Source organism: Emticicia soli (assembly GCF_037860775.1).
Taxonomy (GTDB): Bacteria; Bacteroidota; Bacteroidia; order Cytophagales; family Spirosomataceae; genus Emticicia; species Emticicia soli.
This window is the reverse complement of sequence record NZ_JBBEWC010000011.1, coordinates 199,832-221,197: the sequence shown is the minus strand read 5'-3', so window position 1 is coordinate 221,197 and position 21,366 is coordinate 199,832. Positions and strand designations below refer to the sequence as shown.

17 protein-coding genes are annotated in these 21,366 nt (G+C 38.1%); 12 read left to right on the top strand and 5 right to left on the bottom strand.

Features of this window, described 5'->3' with window-relative positions:
* Window positions 1–105: 105 nt before the first annotated feature.
* From WAE64_RS18655 to WAE64_RS18640, 4 genes are all read right to left on the bottom strand, one after another.
* The gene (locus WAE64_RS18655; protein WP_340239127.1) at window positions 106–918 is read right to left on the bottom strand and encodes a type 1 glutamine amidotransferase; all 813 of its coding nucleotides are present in this window, start codon (window positions 916–918) and stop codon (window positions 106–108) included.
* A gap of 284 nt (window positions 919–1,202) precedes the next feature.
* Window positions 1,203–2,300, bottom strand: a complete 1,098-nt coding sequence (locus WAE64_RS18650; protein ID WP_340239126.1) for a carboxylate-amine ligase — start codon at window positions 2,298–2,300, stop codon at window positions 1,203–1,205.
* A gap of 83 nt (window positions 2,301–2,383) precedes the next feature.
* Window positions 2,384–3,496 (bottom strand): ATP-grasp domain-containing protein, encoded by a 1,113-nt coding sequence (locus WAE64_RS18645; RefSeq protein ID WP_340239125.1) that lies wholly within the window; start codon window positions 3,494–3,496, stop codon window positions 2,384–2,386.
* A 95-nt stretch (window positions 3,497–3,591) separates the two neighbouring features.
* On the bottom strand, window positions 3,592–4,311 hold the full coding sequence (locus WAE64_RS18640; protein ID WP_340239124.1) for an alpha/beta fold hydrolase: 720 nt from the start codon (window positions 4,309–4,311) through the stop codon (window positions 3,592–3,594).
* Between the two features lie 371 nt (window positions 4,312–4,682).
* Between WAE64_RS18640 and WAE64_RS18635 the strand changes: the two genes are divergently transcribed.
* The 8 genes from WAE64_RS18635 (at window position 4,683) to WAE64_RS18600 (ending at window position 15,793) form a co-directional block, all read left to right on the top strand.
* Window positions 4,683–5,483: an alpha/beta hydrolase gene (locus WAE64_RS18635; protein ID WP_340239123.1), complete on the top strand. Its 801-nt coding sequence runs from the start codon at window positions 4,683–4,685 to the stop codon at window positions 5,481–5,483.
* A gap of 40 nt (window positions 5,484–5,523) precedes the next feature.
* Window positions 5,524–8,142, top strand: a complete 2,619-nt coding sequence (locus WAE64_RS18630; protein WP_340239122.1) for a DUF5686 and carboxypeptidase regulatory-like domain-containing protein — start codon at window positions 5,524–5,526, stop codon at window positions 8,140–8,142.
* Between the two features lie 41 nt (window positions 8,143–8,183).
* Window positions 8,184–8,891 carry a L,D-transpeptidase family protein gene (locus tag WAE64_RS18625; RefSeq protein ID WP_340239121.1) on the top strand — a complete coding sequence of 236 codons (708 nt, stop codon included), beginning with the start codon at window positions 8,184–8,186 and terminating at the stop codon, window positions 8,889–8,891.
* Window positions 8,892–8,999: 108 nt separating this feature from the next.
* Complete coding sequence (locus WAE64_RS18620) at window positions 9,000–11,243, top strand: sialate O-acetylesterase (RefSeq protein WP_340239120.1); 2,244 nt, start codon at window positions 9,000–9,002, stop codon at window positions 11,241–11,243.
* Between the two features lie 140 nt (window positions 11,244–11,383).
* Window positions 11,384–13,408, top strand: coding sequence for a sialate O-acetylesterase (locus WAE64_RS18615; RefSeq protein WP_340239119.1), 2,025 nt, complete (start codon window positions 11,384–11,386; stop codon window positions 13,406–13,408).
* 30 nt (window positions 13,409–13,438) lie between these two features.
* Window positions 13,439–14,131 carry a 16S rRNA (uracil(1498)-N(3))-methyltransferase gene (locus WAE64_RS18610; protein ID WP_340239118.1) on the top strand — a complete coding sequence of 231 codons (693 nt, stop codon included), beginning with the start codon at window positions 13,439–13,441 and terminating at the stop codon, window positions 14,129–14,131.
* A gap of 28 nt (window positions 14,132–14,159) precedes the next feature.
* A complete protein-coding gene (locus tag WAE64_RS18605) occupies window positions 14,160–14,834 on the top strand; it encodes a DUF4159 domain-containing protein (protein WP_340239117.1) in 675 nt (224 codons plus the stop codon).
* Between the two features lie 158 nt (window positions 14,835–14,992).
* Window positions 14,993–15,793: an acyl-CoA desaturase gene (locus WAE64_RS18600; protein ID WP_340239116.1), complete on the top strand. Its 801-nt coding sequence runs from the start codon at window positions 14,993–14,995 to the stop codon at window positions 15,791–15,793.
* Between the two features lie 84 nt (window positions 15,794–15,877).
* Here WAE64_RS18600 and gldC read toward each other — a convergent pair whose 3' ends face one another.
* A complete protein-coding gene (gene gldC / locus WAE64_RS18595; protein WP_340239115.1) occupies window positions 15,878–16,225 on the bottom strand; it encodes a gliding motility protein GldC in 348 nt (115 codons plus the stop codon).
* Between the two features lie 216 nt (window positions 16,226–16,441).
* On the opposite strand from gldC, the gene WAE64_RS18590 reads away from it, so the two are divergent.
* Genes WAE64_RS18590 through WAE64_RS18575 form a run of 4 tightly spaced genes read left to right on the top strand, consistent with a single transcriptional unit; the run spans window position 16,442 to window position 21,324 of the window.
* Complete coding sequence (locus WAE64_RS18590; protein WP_340239114.1) at window positions 16,442–18,580, top strand: hypothetical protein; 2,139 nt, start codon at window positions 16,442–16,444, stop codon at window positions 18,578–18,580.
* 11 nt (window positions 18,581–18,591) lie between these two features.
* Window positions 18,592–18,909, top strand: coding sequence for an L-rhamnose mutarotase (gene rhaM / locus WAE64_RS18585; RefSeq protein ID WP_340239113.1), 318 nt, complete (start codon window positions 18,592–18,594; stop codon window positions 18,907–18,909).
* A gap of 11 nt (window positions 18,910–18,920) precedes the next feature.
* A complete protein-coding gene (rhaT, locus tag WAE64_RS18580; protein WP_340239112.1) occupies window positions 18,921–19,961 on the top strand; it encodes an L-rhamnose/proton symporter RhaT in 1,041 nt (346 codons plus the stop codon).
* A gap of 16 nt (window positions 19,962–19,977) precedes the next feature.
* Complete coding sequence (locus WAE64_RS18575; RefSeq protein ID WP_340239111.1) at window positions 19,978–21,324, top strand: glycoside hydrolase family 88/105 protein; 1,347 nt, start codon at window positions 19,978–19,980, stop codon at window positions 21,322–21,324.
* Window positions 21,325–21,366: the final 42 nt, after the last annotated feature.

The following is a 21,366-nucleotide window of genomic DNA, read 5'->3' as shown; positions in this document are numbered from 1 at the left end:
TTTTACCCCACCCTGACCCTCCCCATTGTTGGGGAGGGTCAGGGTGGGGTTGTTTACAAGTATTATTTGTCATAAAAACCTTTGAGATACACTTATTTGTCGGTTTTAAGCCAATTCTAAAATATTTTCAGCGGCAGTGCGCAAAAAAGTCGGAATAATAACGGCTTCTGTAAGCATAATTTTATCCGGGTCGTCGAGGCGGTCAATCATTTCTTCGTATTTCTCAGAACCATATTCTTTGATAACTGCGAGCATTTTTTCTTCTTGTTTAAAGTAATGCATCATACCCTCTGAATCGGCCTCAGGGTGAAACTGCGTACCAAACACCTCGTCAGAGAACCGGATAGCCATTATAGCCCTTTCAAGCGGTACATAAGGGCGAACTTTCTCAAGACACAATACTTTTGCGCCAAAATCATTTATCTTTTCCCAATCAGGCTGAATCAACTGATAATCTCTTGAATCAACGGCATAAAAAACTTCAGGAAGTTTTTCGAAAAGTGGTTCGTTTTCGCCATCTTCTGTTCGATGGATAGGCATAACACCAAACGAAGTCGATTTTCTTTTACAAACCACGCCAAAACCTAAATGGTGGCTAGCAATCTGAAAAGAGTGACAAATCAAGAAAAGATATTTTTTAACCTCGTTCTCTTGATTATAGGCAAAAATATCATCTATAAACTTATAGAATTTTTTCTCCCAGGCATGGCCTTCAGGCAATGGATTACCAGGGCCTCCGGTAGAGATAAATATCTGATATTTGTCAATATCAGGGATTTCGTTTTTTTGACGAACATCAAAAATATCATAGCGGCCACCTGATCCCTCCTGCGATAAAAACTGGTCGCATAACATTTTTATACAACGCATACCTTCGTTTGGCCTGCCATCATATAGGTCTAAAATTGCAATATTCATAACACAATAGGCTTGTTAATTTTATAACAAGGCTTAAATTAGTAAAACAAATACTAAGTATATTAAAAATTCGTTTTTTGACCCTAAAGTGTCATTTAAAGGCAACTTTTAGAGGCCGAAGAATAATTTCTGAATATACTCTTAACACAAATTTAATAAAATCTGTGGAATAGCAGGTCAGAAACCTGATTATAAATAAAATCCTGCAAGCTAGAAAGTAGACTTACAGGATTTTGGAATTAATGAATATTTATAACAAATAAAACCGACTTCTGGGTTCAAAACTATAGTCCAAATTTAGTTTCCGATACTATATAGTCAACCACCGATTTTAGGCTGTTTGTTTCTTCAAACACTTTCAGTTGTCGGTCAGCGCCGCTTCCCATTCTTAAAATTTCATGAATATACTCAACTTCTTTTCTACTGCCTAGTTCGTCAAGAACATCATCAACAAATTCCATTAGCTCTTCAGCCAAATGCGAATACGGCACTTCTTGTTCTTTACCAAAATCCACCAGATGGCCCTGAATACCATATCTTGCTGCACGCCATTTGTTTTCGCTGATAAGCATTCGATGATAAGGCCGGAAACTAAGATTCTGACGATGAAGTTTATGAATTTTGGCAATAATAGCCTGCATTAAAGCTGCCAGACAGATGGTCTCGTCTACCCGCATCGGAATATCACAGATTCTGAACTCAACAGTTGGGTAAAACGGATGAAGACGAATATCCCACCAGATTTTTTTGCCATTGTCGATACAGTTGGTTTTTACAAGCAGGTTTACGTAATTGTCATATTCTGCCACGCTTGAAAAATAATCAGGAATACCTGTTCTCGGGAATTTATCAAAAACCTTAGAGCGATACGACTTAAAACCTGTATTGCGGCCACACCAGAATGGCGAATTGGTTGAAAGCGCATAAATGTGGGGCAAAAAGTAGCGGGCTGTATTCAGTATCTGCATACCTTCTTCCCGATTCGGAATCCCCACATGCACGTGCAAACCAAAAATCAGGTTCGAACGAGCCACATCACGCATATCGTCAATCAGTTTTTCGTATCTTTCGTTGGGCGTTATCAATTGCCGTTGCCAGTCTGAAAAGGGGTGCGTGCCTGCTGCAGCAATCCGTAGATTCTGCTTGCCCGCCAAATCAATCAGCATTCTCCGTAAATAAGTAACTTCTTCTCGGGCTTGTTGAATGTTTTCACATACGCTTGAAATCATCTCAACCACAGCCTGATGCATTTCTTGTTTAATTCTTTCCTGCAAAATTACCTGTCCGCCCTCAACTATTTTAGCCATGTGTGAGCGAAGCTCACGAGTTTTTGGGTCAATTGTCTGAAATTCTTCCTCAATGCCTAATGTGAATTGTGACATAATTTTCTTAGTTCAAGGGATTACCAGTAGAATAGTTTATTGTTGGTTGGTAGTATAGGCTACTACCAACCCTTTGCATGCATTTATTTTTTCTTGGTTGCTTTTTTAGGAGCTTCCTCTTTTTTTGCTTTGGCGGCTTTCGGAGCTTCTTCTGCTTTCTTTTCTACAGCTTTTTTGGCAGGAGCTGGTTTTTTCTCTGCTGCTGGTGCTTTTGGTGCTCCACCTATAATTAGGTTATTAGCCTGATCTGCGATAGCCGATGCTGTAAATGTTCCCCAAGTACAATTGTTTTTGCCATCTTTTTGCTCAATAGCTCTTTCGATAGCCATTTTTGCAGCGTTTTCAACAATCCAATCAAAGTTTTGTTGACCTACCGAGTTTACATCGGCATCAGGAGCAGGGTTACAGAAGTCAATTGCGTACGGAATACCATCACGAATCGCAAACTCAACAGTGTTAAAATCATAACCCAATGCATGGTTTAATTTAAGCACATAGTCTGTAATGGTAGCCATTAGCTTTTTATGCTCTTCGCCTTGTGTTTTAGGTTGAGTAGCATAACGTAAATGGTGTGGGTTACGAGGTTCATAAGGCATAATATGCACATATTTACCATTAAGGCAATAACAACGATAATAATCAGTAAACTGAATTTCTTCTTGCAATAGCATTACCAACTGGCCCGTTTCTTCGTGTTTTTGCCAAAGGTCGTTCGGGTCATATACTTTGTAAACGCTTTTCCAGCCACCACCTGAGTGAGGTTTCATATAAGCCGGGAAACCGATTTGCCCAAACATATATTCCCAATCCATCGGAAACTTAAGGTTTCTGAACGATTTATCTGTAGTATCGGTTGGTCTTTCTTTTGATGGTAACAATACGGTTTTAGGAACCGGAACCCCTAGTTTTACCGCCAGACAGTTGTTGAAAAACTTCTCGTCGGCGCTCCACCAGAAAGGGTTGTTGATTACCGCTGTACCACAAAGTGCTGCATTTTTTAAATAAGCTCTGTAAAATGGTACATCTTGCGAAATTCTATCAATGATAACAGCATAATCAGTTGCTACACCTTGCTCTACTTTATCAATAGATACAGGCTCTGCAATAATACCCGCCGGAGCAGTTTTGTTTACTTCTTCAATAAACGCCCACGGAAAAGTATCTTCCATGCCAAAAAGAATTCCTATTTTTTTCATAAACAAGTCTTAATTAAATTATTGCTTTATTTTTTTATTGTATGTGTTCTTTGTAAGATAAATTATTTGACCGCTTGCTAAGTATTTGGTCACATTTATAATTGTCCAGCTACCATTTTTCCTACATATTCCGGAAACATCATGCGCCAGAGCGGCCAATCATGCGACGCCCACTTTTTTTCGTCGTACCAATGGTTAATATCTTTACTAGCCAGAATACGTGACATATTAATATTATCAGCCTTGCAAATATCCCAATCCGAAGTGCCCAATACTATCTTCATGTGGTTAAATTTCCAACCATCCTGATTCTGCATATAATCAACCGGATTGTTAAAGTACACGTTGTCATCAAAATACCCTTTCATAAAGCTTTTTATATCGAATGCACCACTCATACTGAAGCAATAGTCTACCACATCAGGATATTTAAAGGCAAAATTAGTACAATGAAACCCCCCAAAGCTACAACCTGCTACAGCTATGCGGTGTACATTACATTCTCTTTGGATAAAGGGTACCAATTCCTCTCTCAGAAATCGGGTATAAAGATTATAATTGAAAATTTTTACGTTTGGCGATAAGCCTTGTGCATAAAAACTCTGGAAATCGATACTATCTACATTGTAGAGTTTTATTTTTCCTTCATTTACCAGATTAGCCACAGAGTTATTGAGGCCGAAATCACGGTTTTGGAGGTAATTTCCCATTGATGTCGGAAACATCAGAATCGGGTAACCCCAATGGCCATTGATTAAAATGTCAATATCTCTGCCCAGAAAATGCGAAAAGAACCTTATGTGTTGTTCGTTCATACAGCCGTGTTTACTTAAATGGTCTTCGTTTGAAGAGTTTTTATGTGATTGATGAATTATTTTACTGCAAAAATCGTAGTTTATTTATTTAAGTAAAAATATTTTGCCGAATAAAATTTTGATTATGATTTATTTTTGCCTTTGGTGTAAATATAAAATTTTGTAAAAATGTTTTTGTAAAAAATAAAATATTGTTTTGTTTGCTTTTGGTGTTTTCGAGTGCTGAATTTGTAATTTTGTCGAAATAAAACTTTAACTGAAATATTAGTCGATTTTAATCAATGAAACAAATGATTTTCAAAAATTTTGTTTTGGCGGTCAGGCTACTAATTTTTATTTCAGTATTTTTTTCATTTAAAACCTATTCACAAGTGCAGCATATTTCCGTTCAGAAAAACCTTAAAATTTACTCAAAATACCTAAATAGAGACCTTGTCTATGATATAATATTACCTTCTGATTTTGACGCACAGCACATGCATAAAGTGCTTTTTATGAACGACGGGCAAGACCTGCAAGCGCTCAGAATGGAAGAGGTTCTTCAGAATCTTTATCAAAACAACGATATAACACCTTTTGTTTTGGTAGCAATACATACCAACGAAAACAGAATTAACGAGTACGGCACCGCCGCTATGCCCGACTACAAAAATAGAGGAAATCTGGCCGGAAAATATAACCAGTTTATCATTGAAGAGTTTGTTCCGCATATTCGCCATCATTATCATACTTCTACCAATCAGGCTGATAATTTCTTCTGCGGATTTTCATTAAGTGGGCTTTCGGCCATTGATATTGTTTGGAATAACCCAAGCGTTTTTTCGAAAGTTGGTGTTTTTAGTGGGTCTTTCTGGTGGCGTAAAAGAGCTTATGAAGAAGGCTACGACGACGACAAAGACCGTATCATGCACAATATAATCAAGAGCGGACATTACCAACAGGGGCAAAAGTTCTGGTTTGAGTGTGGTACAAACGACGAAAAAGACGATCGAAACAACAATGGTATTATTGATTCGATAGAAGATACGCTCGATTTAATTACTGAACTCGAAAACCTTGGCTACAAAAAGGAAGTTGATATAGTGTATTATGAAGTTAAAGACGGTGAGCACAACCAAAAAACATGGAACGAAGCCATGCCTGTTTTCTTGAAGTGGCTTGTCGGGAAATAATTCGCCGATGCACTCGTTAATTCACTTTTAGCATATTCCCATGTTCAGACTCACAATTATTTTTTTTCTATTATTTTCTTACACGCAATTATGGGCCGGGGGTATCAGAGGTGTGATAAGCAACACTAAAGGCGAAATTTTGCCTTTTACATCTGTAATTGTAAAGAAGCATAATACGGGTACTATGGCCAATGCCGATGGAGCTTACCTTGTGAATCTGAAACCTGGGACTTATGAAATTGATTTTCAGTTTTTAGGCTATAAAACCCAAACCAAACGTGTTACTGTAGGGCAGGAATTTGTAGAATTGAACATAAAGCTGGAAGAACAGACAGTTGTGCTTAAAGAAGTACAAATAAGTTCGAAGGAAGAAGACCCTGCTTATACAATTATGCGCAAGGCTATTGCTAAAAGTAAAATTCACCAGAAACAGGTAATCAGTTATCAGGCGAGTGCTTATGTTAAAAATTCGATTGTTTTAAATAAGATTCCACTGGTTTTAAGAAAAGACCTTAATAAACAAAATATAAAAGAAGGTGTTCCGTTTTTGTCGGAGTCTGTGATGGAAATTAGCTTCACTCAGCCAAATTCAAAATACACCAAGGTTTTAGGGCAAAAGAGTACATTTGAAGGTATTTCGATTTCTGATGGTTTTTATCTTTTTGATTTCTACGAGCCGGGCACTAATCGTGTTTCTCCTTTATCTCCACTCGCATTTAAGTATTATAAGTTTGAATACGAAGGCTTTTTTGAGGACAGAGGACTGGTTGTTAACAAAATTAAGATTCTGCCAAAATCGTATGGCGATGGCGTTTGGCAAGGAACAATCTATATCATTGATGATTACTGGAATATCCATAGCATAAATGTTGAAACCATTGAGAATGGGCTCAATCTGAAACTAAGCCAGTATTATGGGCCAATAGAAAAAGTATGGCGCCCGATTAACCAGCGTCTCGATTTATCAGGAAAACTATTTGGCTTTGATTTTCTGATTAAAGCACAGGTAAATGCTACTTATTCGAGCATTAAAACCAACCCTGCTTTTGTAGAAGAAATAAAACTGATTGACGAGACCAAAGAGGGGAAATCGCAGGACGTACTCTCCAGAAAAACAATTAAGGAATCTAAAACAGAGGACCTGTTGAAAGAGCAAAAGGCTTTTTCTTTGAAAAATCTTCAGAAAATAATGAAAGATTATGAAAAAGAAGAGCGAAAAAGGGCGAAAGAGAAAAGAGAAAATTCAGAGGTTTTAAGTAATGAAATAATAGAAGTAGACCCGCAGGCGCGCTCAAAAGACTCAACATTCTGGCGTTCGGTTCGGAATATTCCTTTAACAGCAGAAGAAAAGAAAAGCTATAATTATGGAGACAGCATAAAAGTAGCCCATGTCTTGAAAAAAGATAGTCTGAAACGAGATTCCGTGCGTAAATCGTGGCAATATTTTATCATGAACTACGATTTTAGGCTTAAAAACGGAAAATATCTACACTTTGAACCACCCTATATGCCTTTTGTAGGGCTAAATTACAATTCGGTTGAAGGCGTAGTTGCAGATTTAGGGCTAGGTTATAAAAACTATGCTTTTTTGAGCCCCAGAACCCAGTTCAGATATAATTTTTATGGAAATATACGCTATGCATTTCAGGAGAAAAAACTAAGAGGAAGGCTAGGGTTTGATTTAGAAAAAGGCGCATCAAAAGTCTCGGTAGGTGTAGGGAAATACATTGCGCAGTTTGACCCAAACAGTTATATTTTTGAATGGATGAATTCAGTTACGACGCTCTTCAACGAGCAGAATTTTATGAAAATCTATGACAAAAAATATCTGAACTTTGGCTATACTTTTGAGCAAGACCCAAGATGGCAGTTTTCGGCCAATATCGAAATTGCAAGAAGAACACCCCTCGAAAACCTTAGCAAAATATATGTGATTAAAGACTTTCCGAAAAATGGATTTTCGGTGAATAACCCTCCAAGTCTTGAGCAGCCTCCGGGCCCTTTTAAAGCCAATACGGCACTTATTGGGCTAGTACAAGTAAGATGGGCACCATCAAACCGCCTTGCAGTTCGTAATGGTATAAAAAGATATATTCCGGGTAGATCGCCGATATTTACCTTTACTTATAAAAAAGGGATGTTAGATATCGATTTTGATTACCTTAGCTTTGGTATAAGACAAACTGTCAATACAGGACAATTTGGTAAACTAGATTATATGTTTGAAGGAGGGCAGTTTGTGAATAACAGAAGAATTTTCCTGATGGATATGAAGCACATCAACAACAACTATTTGAATGCGCTTCAAACGGGGCTCTTTGCCCGCTATCGTTTGCTTGATACTCGCACACCTGTTGAGGGAGAGACAAACATTAGTTATATTAACCCATACAGATTTAGTACCAGAGGGCGTTATGTGGAAGGACACGTGATTAATGAGTTCAAGAAGCTATTACTGACCCAAATTCCGCTTGCCAGGCTGTATGGATTAAAAGAAGATATTTTTATTAATTACCTCAGGTCACCAACTTTAAAAGATTATGTTGAGATTGGTTACGGAATTGATGGTATCCTTAAAGCTGTGCGCTTAGAAGCAGTAACAAGTTATGAAAATGGTAAGTATCAACGCTTTGGAGTAAAATTGGGTGTAACAATGTAATAAAATCATATAAGAAAACGCTGTTTCTGTTAATACTGAGTATGATACCACTTAGTCTGCCACCTGATTTTTTTGAGAAACAACTGAAATTTGAGAGAGTTGCCCATGCTTATGCCTCCAAAGGGAAAGATGTTGATAAATTACTGAGTTCAAAAAGCATTAATACCACTGATTTTGACTTGTTTTTGCGTGCCGTAAAGCAAGAGAAGAAACTTGAAATCTGGGCTAAAAACAAGAGCCAAATAACCTATAAGTTAATAAAAACCTACGATTTTTGTGTGCTTTCTGGGGTTTTAGGGCCTAAAAGGCGTTCAGGTGATAAACAAGTGCCTGAGGGAGTATATGAGGTTACAAATTTTAATCCGCAGAGCGATTACCATCTTTCTTTTAAAATAAACTATCCAAACCAATCAGACTTGATACTTTCTGATAAACAAAATCCGGGTAGTGATATTTATATTCATGGCGATTGTGTTTCTATTGGCTGCATACCTTTGGGTAATGAAAACATTGAAGAGCTATATCTGTTGGCTGCTAAAGTACGAAATGCAGGTCGACCCATTCATGTACATATTTTTCCGGCGCATCTTGATGAAGACTCTTATACAACTTTGAAAGACAAATATAAAGCTGATAAGGTTTTACTATCATTTTGGGGAAACCTAAAATCAATCTACGATTCTTTCGAAAAGAGTAAAAAATTACCTGCTATATCTGTTGATTTAGCAGGAAAATATGTAATCAGATAAAATTTTTCTGCAAAAAGTATTATTAGACTTAACAAATCGTTTTCATAGAAAGAACCATACTTTCTCGTAAAAAACATTATATTTGTTTTTTGCACTACATAACTCTCTATGAAAACTAATAAAATCTACTTTGGTCAACAAAGTGTGCTTGTCATTACTTTGTTTTTTATTACTGCACTAAAAGCCTTTCCCCAAGTTAATTTTCAGAATTTTCCGACTAACAATCAGATTTTACAGCGGGATGATAAAGATGAAGCAATTATTACAGTTAGGGGCACAGTAAACGCAGATTTAAGAGGGAAAGTAACGCTAAAAATATGGAGGGAAGAAGAACTCTTTTCTCAGAACGAAGTAAATCTTATGGGCCAAACACAGGTTGATTTGACTGCCAAAATCAAAGCAGGAGAGTTTAATTATTATGTAAAGGTTTATTTCAACGATAACGAAATAAAAAAGGCCGATAGGGTAGTAGTTGGAGACATTTATGTGTTTTATGGGCAGTCGAATGCGCTGGGGTATAGTGGCATTAATGAATACCAGCCCTTACGAAATGTCTTTTTGCGTTACTATGTGATGTATAATTTTGAACATAAAGAAGGCGAGTGGCTTGTGCCTTTTGAGACTTCTCAATGGCCGGGCACAGGTTTGTTTTCTCTAGAATTGGAGCGAATGCTCTACGAAAAGCACAAGTATCCGGTTGGTGTAATAGTAGGGGCCGTTGGCGGTGCCGATATTGCTACTCTTGCGAATCGTAATGCTACCAGCCCGGCTAACCACCAAAATGAATATGGGCGGTTTATGAGCCAAATAAATGCGAGTGGCGCAAAAGAGCAAATTAAATATTTAGTTTTCAGACACGGTGAAACCGATGCCGTTTTCAATGGCAATTCTGAAACATATCCTCATCAATTTACCAAACTTCTTTCGTACCTGAAAACAGACATTCCGAATCTAAAGAAGATATATAATTACCAGATTAATATTCTTCCAAACCATAACACTAAAGCCGGATTTCTGCGAGAGTTTCAGCGTAACTCCAGAAATGTTTCTTCTACTATTACCAATATTAGTACAGTTGGTACCCAAGGGTACGATGGCCTGCATTACAACACCGCCGGTTACCGCCAAAGCTCTTTTGAATTGGCAAGAATTATAGGCAAAGAAATTTATGGAGTACAGCAATCAGCCGAAATTTATTCGCCTGACTTGAAAAAAGCCTATTGGGAAAATAACCAATTAGTACTTGAATTTGACGAAAATATGCAGATGAAGTATCCGAATGATACCACTATTAATAATTACGTATGGCGAATGCGAGACTTTATTTATATAGATGGTAAAAACGGGGTAGTAAATTCAGGTATAGGTATAGGCAATAAAATCTACCTGACAACCACTACAAAGGGTTCGGTAGTTTCTTATCTGCCATCGTCGTATGAAGGCGCAACGCCACTATCTTTTTATAAAGGAACGCACATCAAAAATTCATTGGGTATGCGGGCGTTCAGTTTTGAGAACGTAAGCATCAGAAACAACCCGATTGAAGTTGCGCCACATTTAGGGCCATTAACAATATATATTGAGCCCACAGTAAAATGTAGCGGAGCACAAGCAGAGTTACATTACACAACTTTTGAAGACGAAGAGGGTACAAATTTTAGAGTGCAATTATCTGACGAAACAGGTGGTTTTGCTGCTGGTAGAGTAATCGGAGAAGGAAAATCTTCACCAATTATGGTGAAATTTCCGGAAGATATTAAAGCCGGAGACCATTATAAAATAAGGCTTCTTGTAGATAATAAAACTAACGAACTGGCTACAAGTGCATTTTCCCTGCATTTAAAGCCTTTGGTTAACATTTCAACCATTACCCCACAAATAAATCAGGGAGACGATGCTACGATTCTTCTGAAATTTACCGGAGCACCGCCATTTGACTTTCTGTTGTCTGACTCCACTCATCATATCGCCACAAAAAACGAGTGGGAGCATAAAGTAAAACCATCAGAAACAACCAGTTATTCGGTTTTATCTTTAAAAAATGTCTGTGGAAATGGTAAAACCGAAGGCAAGGCGAATATCGAAGTAAGAAAGATTGTGCTGGTAAATGAGCCCACAAATGCCGATTTAATTAAGGTTTACCCTAATCCGGCTACCGAATACTTTATTATTGAAACAAATAACAAAATAATTGCCGATTTTAGCCTTTTTGATGCCAGCGGCAAACTCATCAATAAAACAGAGTTTTATGAGAAAAGCCAGATTTCGACCAGAAGCTTAAGCGCAGGTACTTATTTATACCGAATTAAAAACGGGAAGTATGTTAGTTCAGGAAAAATAATTGTGCAATAAGACAAAACTTTAGTGATTGTTGATAGTTTAGCTTCTATGTTATTGATAGGAATTGTGAAAATTGGCACGCTTTTTTCTAATTCGATTAGTAATACTATGAACTTGTTTTAACAGGTTCTAACCATGAAAACTTATAAACTGTGTTTACACTAGGCCATTTTAACTATAAAATAGGTTACCTAAAACCTATTTTACCAATGCTGTTTTGTTGGCAACTTACTTATGCCCAAATCGCATATCAGCAATTTCCGCTAAGTAATCAGGTTTTGCAAAGAAATGAGCAAAACGAGGCTTCTGTTGCTGTAAAAGGCACTGTTACAGAGAACGGACATTCTTCTCTTACATTGAAGATATTTAAAAACGAAGATGTTTTTTATGAGAATACAATCAATGTTGCTGATACAAATGCTTTTGAGTTCTCTCCTAAACTACCTGCCGGGAAGTACGATTATTCAGCAAACCTATACCTTGACGGCAAAGAAGTGAAAACTGCGACAAGAATAGCCGTTGGAGATGTATTTTTAGTCTATGGACAATCAAATGCTTTGGGTTATGGCGGTATCAATGAATATATGCCTGCCAGAGACCCATTTCTGAGATATTATGTAATGTATGATTTTAGCCAATCGAATGGTGAATGGTTAGTACCGTTTGAAACAGCCCAATGGCCGGGTACAGGTTTGATTGCGCTTGAGTTACAAAGATTGCTAAGTGAAAAAAATAATTATCCCGTTGGGGTAATTGTAGCGGCTGTGGGCGGTGCAGCCATGCAAAATCTTAATAACCGTAATCCGCAGAATCCGGCTAATACAGAAAGTAATTACGGGAAGATGCTGATTCAGGCAAATGCCAGTGGTTTAAAAGACCAGATTCGGTATCTGGTTTTCAGACATGGAGAGAGCGATGGTATTTACTTTGCCGATTCAGAGGCTTACCCCACTCAATTTACTACGCTCTACAACTATTTGAATGCCGATTTCCCTAATCTTCGGAAAATATTCAATCTTCAATCAAATATTCTTACAGAATCAAACCATAAAGCAGGCTTTTTAAGGGATTTTCAACGAAAAAGTAAATATCTTTATCCTAAAATCAGTACGCTAAGTACAGTTGGTACAACGGGCTACGATGGGCTTCATTATAATTTTCAGGGTTATAACCAAACAGCCACAGAGTTAGCAAGAATCATAGGGCATGAAGTTTACGGCAATACCCAGTCCAACGAAATTTACTCACCTGATATTCAAAGAATCTATTGGGAAGGCAACCGATTAGTATTAGAATTTGATGCCGGAATGCAAATGACATATCCTCAGTATATATATTCCAATGGCACTAATTACAGCATGAAAGATTTTATTTACATTGATGGCCGGAACGATGTGGTACAGTCGGGTGAAGGCTCAGGAAATAAAATCTATCTGACTTTGGCAAATGTCAGCAATCCTAAAACTGTATCATATTTGCCGAATTACTTTGCTAATATTTACTATGGTGCTCATATTACAAATGGTTTAGGTATGCGGGCTTTTAGCTTTGACAATGTTGAAATTGGCGGGCAAGCACCGGAAGTACCAAGTAATCCTGACCCACCTGTCAATCCAGAACCGCCGATAAATCCGGAGCCACCAATTAACCCCGAACCTCCAGTAAATCCTGAGCCACCAATTAATCCGGAACCCAATAATCCGACTAATCCCGAGCCTCCGGTAACACCTAGCTCTATTGACTTGGAGTTGATTGCACATGAAGAAATTATGGTGAAACTAACCTGGAATGGCGATTCTGCAACCAAGTATCGTATAGAACGTAGTACGAATGGCGCAGATAACTTAACAGAAATAGGTACAATTACAGGCAACATCTATTATGATACCCAAGTAGAGCTTAATAGTCGCTATTATTACAGAGTAAGTGCGGACGCTCCCGCAGCGAAATCAGAAGTAAAAGAAATTCTTCTGAAATGCCTTGACACTGTACTCCTGAAAAATTTAAATCAATTGACCTACATAGGTGCTAATACTTCAATTACGGCAATTGTTTCGTTAAATAGCACAAAACAACTAACTTTGGAAGCAAATAAATTTATAGAACTCAATCATGGTTTTGATGCACCATCGGGTAGTGTTTTTACAGCGCAAATTGGCGGCTGTAAGAACGACTAATTATGGCATCAATATTGTCTTAAAAATTTCATGCTTCTTTTCTTTCAACCAAATATTAGTCTGAATCATTTTCTTGACCCTGAGGACTCTCGCCATTGTGTAAAAGTTTTAAGAAAAACTGCAAAAGATACCATCCATATTGTTGATGGTGTGGGTGGGCTATATCAATGCGAAATCACCAAAGCCAACGATAAAAAGTGTGAATTTACCATTGTTTCTACACAGCAAAACTTTCAGCAAAGAGATACCTATCTGCATATTGCTATTGCTCCAACCAAAAATGCCGATAGGCTTGAGTGGTTTATTGAGAAAAGTGTTGAAATAGGAATAGATGAAATTTCGTTAATACAAACAAAACACTCGGAGCGCAAACAGCAGAAGACAGAGCGGCTTGAAAAAATTGCTATTTCGGCAATGAAACAGTCGTTAAAAGCATATTTGCCGAAGATTAACGAACTCATGCCCTTTGAGAAATTTCTGAAAACAGTGCAACAGGAACAGAAATTTCTGGCGCATCTGGCCGACGAGTCAATGCCTTTGGTAAGTATGCTAAAGCCTAAATCTTCGTACTGCATACTTGTAGGCCCCGAAGGCGATTTTTCGGCCGATGAAATTTTACAGGCTAAGCAAGCGGGTTTTCAATGGGTTACTTTAGGTAATGCAAGGCTAAGAACCGAAACCGCAGGGCTGGTAGCTTGCACATTAAGCAATAATTTGGTGTAACAGATAAATAACCGCTAAGATTTATTCGATGAAAAAGATTATTAAAATTGCTTCATTAAGTCTGATATTATGTTGTGCTGTGTTGATAAATATAGTAGCACAACAACCAACCCTAAAAATAGCCAAACTACGCTATGGCGGCGGTGGCGATTGGTATGCTAATAAAACCTCGTTGCCAAATCTGATAAAATTCTGTAACCAGAATCTTAAAATGAATATATATCCCGAAGAAGATATTGTAGAGGTTGGGAGTGGAGACATTTTTCAATATCCCTTCATACACATGACAGGCCACGGAAATGTATTGTTTACAGATGCCGAAGTCCAAAATTTACGTAAGTACCTTATTTCGGGTGGTTTTTTACACGTAGATGATAATTATGGTTTGAATAAGTTTATCAGACGTGAAATGAAAAAAGTATTTCCTGAGCTTGAGTTTATAGAGTTACCCTTTTCTCACCCAGTTTATCAGCAGAAATATAAATTTGCAAGTGGTTTGCCAAAGATTCATGAGCATGATAACCAGCCTCCACAAGGTTTTGGCTTGATTTGGCAAGGTAAACTGGTATGTTATTTCAGTTATGAAAGTGACCTTGGCAATGGGTGGGAAGACCAGAGCGTTTACCACGACCCGGAAGAAATAAGACAAAAAGCACTTCAAATGGGCGCTAATCTGGTGCAATACGCCTTTACAAATTATTAATCTTATTTAGGGTTATTCTAAATTGGATAATTCTTAGAAGTAGATTAGGACATTTTAAAGAACTTTCTTGTTTCATTTGCAACATAGTAACAATTTTATAAGTTTTGGCGTTTACAACTTATATTTGCATTTTAATCTAATTTACTAAGCACAATAAAATGGTTGCCGCATTATCCTTTTTCTTCGGACACTGGTACTTATCATTGTTTAGCCAAACATTCTTTTTGCACAGATACTCAGCACACAAGATGTTTACAATGAATAAGTTCTGGGAAAAGTTCTTTTATTTTTTAACCTATATTTCACAAGGCTCATCTTATCTTAATCCTCGTTCGTATGCTATTTTGCATCGTATGCACCACGCATACAGCGATACCGAGAAAGACCCACACTCACCACATCATACAGAAAACGTATTTACGATGATGTGGAAAACAAAAGAAATCTATAACTCATTGTTGAATTATAAATATAAAATTGAGGAAAGATTCGAAAAAGACCTGCCAGAGTGGAAAGCCATTGATAAAATAGGCGATACCTGGATTTCGAGAATCCTTTGGGGTACAAGTTATGTATTGTTTTATGTAATTGGCTTTTTCTATTTCGATATTCACTGGGGTTTCTTCTTTTTGTTGCCAATCCACTTTTTAATGGGGCCAATCCACGGTGCTATCGTAAACTGGAGCGGTCATAAATACGGATACCAGAATTTTGATAACAAAGACGAATCTAAAAATTCGCTGTTTTTTGATTTCTTGATGTTGGGCGAATTATTTCAGAATAATCACCATAAACACCCGATGTCGATTAACTTCGGTAAAAAATGGTATGAAATTGACCCTACCTATCCGGTTATCAAGTTTCTTACCTGGACAAAGATTATTAAGCCTAAAAAAGCTTTAAATGTAAGAAACCGAGCAGAATCTGCTGAGGTTACTGACGTTGACCACCATCATTAAGCCAAAATTCTCTGGTTGATATTTAAAAAAGATGGGCGTTCTGAAATTTTCAGAACGCCCATCTTTTTTATTAATATGCCCTGATTATTGCTGAGGATTTTCTTTCGCTTCTTCATCAAGATGTCTTTTCAGGCTTCTGCAAGTACTTTCCAAAATCTCAATCATTTTCTTATCTCCTGTAGAATCTGCCACCATTTGAGCTACATTTCCTACAATATCAATTGCAAAATGCTTCATTTCGTCAGAAGGCATATCTTTTGTCCATAAATTAATACCTAGCAAACCTTTGTGGTAATGGTCCCATACTGCGATTGAAATAGCTTTGCTTTCGTTGATTCCTTCGTTTGGATTTTCAGTTGCATCCCAGAATATTTTCTCAGGAATTCTGGTTGCGTCTAATTCAATACTAAAATTAATTTCTGATTTTTTCATTCAACTGATATTAGATAAGATAATAGTTTTAAAATTACTTTTTGAGCCAGAAAGTTCAAAAAACTCTTAAATTTCTGATTAAGACTTTATTAAGTTGCTCGTATTTCTTGCATTAATACAACTTTTCAATGAAAAAATTTAATAACATGAGAGTACAGGAGAGGAAAATTGGAGATAATGTCTATCTTTGATACAAGGATATACGCTAATTACATAATGATTTTTCTTTTACGCTTACTTAAAATTTGTTTTCTAATCACTTGTCCTTCATTTGTCTTTGCACAAAAGATTAACCGCCAGGCGTTGGTAAATAGGCATAATGTTGTAGTAAAGTCGCTGGATACCTTGTCTTCTCTTACTGTTGGCAATGGTAGTTTTGCCTTTACAGTAGATGCTACAGGCTTACAGACATTCCCTGATTATTATGCAAACGGAATCCCACTCGGCACTCAATCAGAATGGAGCTGGCATAGTTTTCCGAATACACAAAATTATACAATCGAACAGAGCTTCAAAGAAATAGACAGCCACGGCCGTAAAGTTATTTACACGCCACAAATTGCTAAACCTCAACGCAGAAAAGATGCTGTTAATTTTATCAGGCAAAATCCACATCGAGTGCACTTAGGTAATATTGGCTTTGAATTGTACAAAAAAGACGGTTCTAAAGCACTAACTACAGATATAAGCGATGTTAACCAGACGCTTGATTTATGGACAGGAGAAATAACAAGCCATTTTGTATTTGACGGGCAGCCCGTAGAGGTAAAAACTGTAAGCCATCAGCAAAAAGATATAATAGCTGTTTCGGTTGAATCTCCTTTGCTAAAATCAGGGCAATTAATGCTAAGAATCCGAATCCCTTTCCCAACCGATAAGTTTATCGATAGCGGAAATAACTGGGCAAATGTAGATAAGCATTCGTCAATCGTTACCAAACAAGGCGAAAAACGTGTAATAGTTAAACATAAAATTGACGATTTAAATTATACTATCGGGCTTAGTTCGAGCCTTAATGTTAAGTCGCAAATTAAGCAAGCACATTATTTTGTAATTCAACCTGTAACGCAAGCTACAAGCTGGTCGTTTACTTGTGATTTCTCAGAAAAAACACCAGAAGCAAATCAAGTAAACTTTGCAGCTGTGCGCACAAATAGCCAGACAGGCTGGAATCAATTCTGGAATTCGGGTGGAGCAATCGATTTCTCAGGTAGCACTGATAAACGTGCCACAGAGTTAGAAAGACGTATTATTCTATCGCAATACCTCACAAAAGTACAAGGCACTACTGAAACACCACCGCAAGAAACAGGACTCACCTATAACAGTTGGTTTGGTAAACCGCACATGGAAATGCATTGGTGGCATAGTGTTCATTTTGCTTTGTGGGGAAGAACTGATTTACTCGAAAAAAGCCTTAACTGGTATAAAATTGCTTTGCCAACTGCCAAAAAGATAGCGCATCGTCAAGGCTTTAAGGGTGCAAGATGGCAAAAAATGACCGACTATAAAGGAGGCGAAACGGCCTCATCGGTAGGTGCATATCTTATCTGGCAGCAACCACATATTATCACTTTTGCCGAATTGTGTTATCGTGAAAAACCTAACAAACAAACCCTTGAAAAATACAAGGAGCTCATTTTTGAAACAGCCGACTTTATGGCTTCCTATGCTTATTTTGATAAGGAGAAAGGTAAGTACATATTAGGCCCTGGGCTGATTCCTGCACAAGAGCGATTTAAACCAGAGCAAACCTTTAACCCAAGTTATGAGCTTAACTACTGGTATTGGGCGTTGAATACAGCACAAGAGTGGCGTAAACGCCTTGGTTTAAAACCAAATAAGGCTTGGCAAGAGGTAATAGACAAATTATCGGCATTACCTGTGAAAGATGAGGTTTATCTGGCGGCTGAGAGTGCACAGGATTCTTACACAAATCCGGTTTTTCTTACCGACCATCCGTCTGTTTTAGCTACTTATGGTATGTTGCCTGTTACCCCAATGGTTGATACAACAATCATGAAAAATACTTTTGAGAAGGTGTGGGAAGTATGGCATTGGGACGATACATGGGGCTGGGATTTCCCGATGGTAGCTATGTCGGCCACCCGACTCGGACTGCCAAATTATGCCCTCGATGGCTTATTAATGAATATCAGAACCAATACATTTCTGAACAATGGCCATAATTACCAAGACCAGCGATTAAGATTATATATGCCGGGTAATGGCGGCCTTCTAGCAGCAGTTGCCCTGATGTGTGCCGGATACGATGATTGTAAAGAAGAAAATCCGGGTTTCCCGAAAGATGGGAGCTGGAAAGTACAATGGGAAGGATTGAAAAAGTTTTTTTAGCATAAACCACTATGATGCAGAGAGTTGCCTTGAAAATGAAATTACATGCCGGCCAGGCAGAGGAGTACAAACGCCGACACGACGAACTTTGGCCAGAGATGAAAGAACTGCTAAAGGGAATTGGTGTGGAAGATTACGCCATTTTTCTGGACGAAGAAACCAATATTTTGTTTGCTTCGCTTAAAATTGACGACCCTGCATTGCTCGATACTCTACCACAGCACCCAACAACCAAGCGATGGTGGGCTTATATGGCCGATATTATGGACGCAAACCCTGACAATTCACCAGTTTCAGTACCCCTAAGCGAAGTCTTTTATTTACCCTAAAATAAACCTCTATGAATGCACTTCTTGGTATAATTTTTCACTTTATCGGGGGCTTTGCATCCGGTAGCTTTTATATTCCGTATAAAAATATTAAAAAATGGTCGTGGGAGAGTGGTTGGATTATCGGGGGCGTGGCCTCTTGGATAATAGCCCCGTGGCTTTTTGGCTTTATTACAGTTAAAGACTTACTGCCTAGCATTCAGTCCGCAAGTAGCGAAACAATCTTTTATACCATGCTTTTTGGTGTATTGTGGGGTTTTGGTGGTCTTACCTATGGCCTAACTATGCGTTATCTGGGTGTTTCGTTGGGTGTGGCTGTTGCATTAGGCTTTTGTGCGGCATTCGGTACACTTATACCACCAATTTATGAAGGCCGTTTTGGTGAATTGTTAGCTTCAAGTTCAGGACAAATCACTTTAGCTGGGGTTGCGCTTTGTGTAATTGGCATTTTTGTATGTGGTAAAGCCGGAATGATGAAAGAAAAAGAACTAGACGCCGATGCCAAACAAGCTTCAATAAAAGAATTTGATTTGAAAAAAGGTTTGGTTGTAGGTACTTTCTGCGGAATCATGAGTGCTTGTTTTGCCTTTGGGCTTGCAGTTGGCGCGCCAATTGCCAATCAGGCAGAATTAAATGGTACAGACCCACTATTTAAAAATAACGCTATATTGCCTGTGCTATTAATCGGAGGTTTTGCTACAAACTTTGTTTGGTGTATGATTCTGAACTTCAGAAACAAATCATTCAGTGACTATACTAATGCCAAAACTCCATTAAAAAACAATTATCTATGGGCGTTTCTGGCTGGTATAACGTGGTATTTCCAGTTCTTTTTCTATGGAATGGGACAAACCAAATTAGGTTCGTCATTGGATTTTGCTTCCTGGACGCTCCACATGGCATTTATTATTTTAGTTGGCACATTATGGGGATTATTTTATAAAGAATGGAAGGGCGCAAGCGGCCCAACTATGCGTGTACTATACCTAGGCTTATTTCTGATAGTGCTTTCTTCGGCCTTTATCGGAATGGGTAGTTATTTTGTTCATTAAACAGTTTTTTCTTATCATGTTAAAATCATTAAAACTGATTGCTTTAGGTTTGGCAATCGGATTGCAAAGCTTTGCCCAGCAACAAGCACCTGCCTCAACATTACACTCTGATGCTTTGCACACTGCAAAGCCCGATTACCCTACTTTATATGGTACAACAAAGCAGGAAGATATTGTGGCTGTAATGAACCGAGTGAAAAATTATCTTGAAAAGGCAACGCCGATAAAGGTAGTAGATAAAGCAACAAATGCCGAAATAACAGATTATTCAAAAATAAACACTAATTCCATTGTTTTTAAAGGTGATTTCAGCCTTACAAGTTATGAATGGGGTGTAACTTACGAGGCTATGCTATTGGCAGGAGAAGTAACTGGTGATACATCATTTACCAATTATACTACCAGAAGATTTAAGTTTATAGCCGATGTAGTACCTTATTTCAGAGAAATCTACAAAACAAACCCCCAAACCTCACTCAGGCAGATTATTGCGCCTCATGCACTGGACGATTGTGGTGCTATGGCCGCAGCCATGATTAGAGCCACCAAAAGTGGCGTGATGGAAACAGATTTAAGACCGATTATAGACCATTACATTAATTATATATTCACAAAAGAGTTTCGCTTGAAAGACGGTACCCTTGCCCGTAACAGACCTTTGCCAAATACTTTGTGGCTTGATGATATGTTTATGGGAGTGCCTGCCATAGCACAAATGGGAAGCTTGACTGGTGATAAAAAATACTATGATGATGCGGTGAAACAAGTGCTACAATTCTCAAAACGAATGTTTAACAAAGATTTGGGCTTGTATATGCATGGTTGGGTGCAAGAAATGGAAACGCACCCAGAGTTTCATTGGGCAAGAGCCAATGGCTGGGCCATTCTGACGCTGGTTGAGTTGTTGGAAGTTCTACCACAAAATTATGCAGGTAGGGCAGAAGTACTTGCCCAACTAAAAGCCCATGCAAAGGGCTTGGCTGCACAACAATCAGGCTCCGGATTCTGGCATCAATTGCTTGACCGCCATGATTCTTATCTTGAAACCTCTGCCACAGCTATTTATGCGCATAGCATAGCCAAAGCTATTAACAGAGGTTGGTTAGATGCCACAACTTATGGCCCAATGGCATTATTAGCTTGGAATGCCGTAGCTACAAAAGTAAATGAGAGAGGTCAGGTAGAAGGCGTATGTGTTGGGACAGGAATGGGATTCGACCCTGCGTTTTATTATTACCGGCCTGTAAATGTTTATGCAGCGCATGGCTATGGCCCGGTGTTACTGGCAGGGTCGGAGATGATAAAATTGATAAAAAGTAAAAAGTTTGAGTTAAATGATAGCGCAGTGATGTTTAGTAAATAGAGGGAAACAAAAAAGGACACGTGTAAAAGCGTGTCCTTCTTG

Excerpts from the sequence above, each read along its gene's own strand:
- WAE64_RS18610 (WP_340239118.1), top strand. The coding sequence starts at position 13,439 with ATGCTTCTTTTCTTTCAACCAAATATTAGTCTGAATCATTTTCTTGAC.
- WAE64_RS18650 (WP_340239126.1), bottom strand. The coding sequence starts at position 2,300 with ATGTCACAATTCACATTAGGCATTGAGGAAGAATTTCAGACAATTGAC.
- WAE64_RS18640 (WP_340239124.1), bottom strand. The coding sequence starts at position 4,311 with ATGAACGAACAACACATAAGGTTCTTTTCGCATTTTCTGGGCAGAGAT.
- WAE64_RS18630 (WP_340239122.1), top strand. The coding sequence starts at position 5,524 with ATGTTCAGACTCACAATTATTTTTTTTCTATTATTTTCTTACACGCAA.
- WAE64_RS18645 (WP_340239125.1), bottom strand. The coding sequence starts at position 3,496 with ATGAAAAAAATAGGAATTCTTTTTGGCATGGAAGATACTTTTCCGTGG.
- WAE64_RS18655 (WP_340239127.1), bottom strand. The coding sequence starts at position 918 with ATGAATATTGCAATTTTAGACCTATATGATGGCAGGCCAAACGAAGGT.
- WAE64_RS18605 (WP_340239117.1), top strand. The coding sequence starts at position 14,160 with ATGAAAAAGATTATTAAAATTGCTTCATTAAGTCTGATATTATGTTGT.
- WAE64_RS18575 (WP_340239111.1), top strand. The coding sequence starts at position 19,978 with ATGTTAAAATCATTAAAACTGATTGCTTTAGGTTTGGCAATCGGATTG.
- WAE64_RS18625 (WP_340239121.1), top strand. The coding sequence starts at position 8,184 with ATGATACCACTTAGTCTGCCACCTGATTTTTTTGAGAAACAACTGAAA.
- WAE64_RS18620 (WP_340239120.1), top strand. The coding sequence starts at position 9,000 with ATGAAAACTAATAAAATCTACTTTGGTCAACAAAGTGTGCTTGTCATT.
- rhaT (WP_340239112.1), top strand. The coding sequence starts at position 18,921 with ATGAATGCACTTCTTGGTATAATTTTTCACTTTATCGGGGGCTTTGCA.
- WAE64_RS18590 (WP_340239114.1), top strand. The coding sequence starts at position 16,442 with ATGATTTTTCTTTTACGCTTACTTAAAATTTGTTTTCTAATCACTTGT.
- WAE64_RS18600 (WP_340239116.1), top strand. The coding sequence starts at position 14,993 with ATGGTTGCCGCATTATCCTTTTTCTTCGGACACTGGTACTTATCATTG.
- rhaM (WP_340239113.1), top strand. The coding sequence starts at position 18,592 with ATGATGCAGAGAGTTGCCTTGAAAATGAAATTACATGCCGGCCAGGCA.
- gldC (WP_340239115.1), bottom strand. The coding sequence starts at position 16,225 with ATGAAAAAATCAGAAATTAATTTTAGTATTGAATTAGACGCAACCAGA.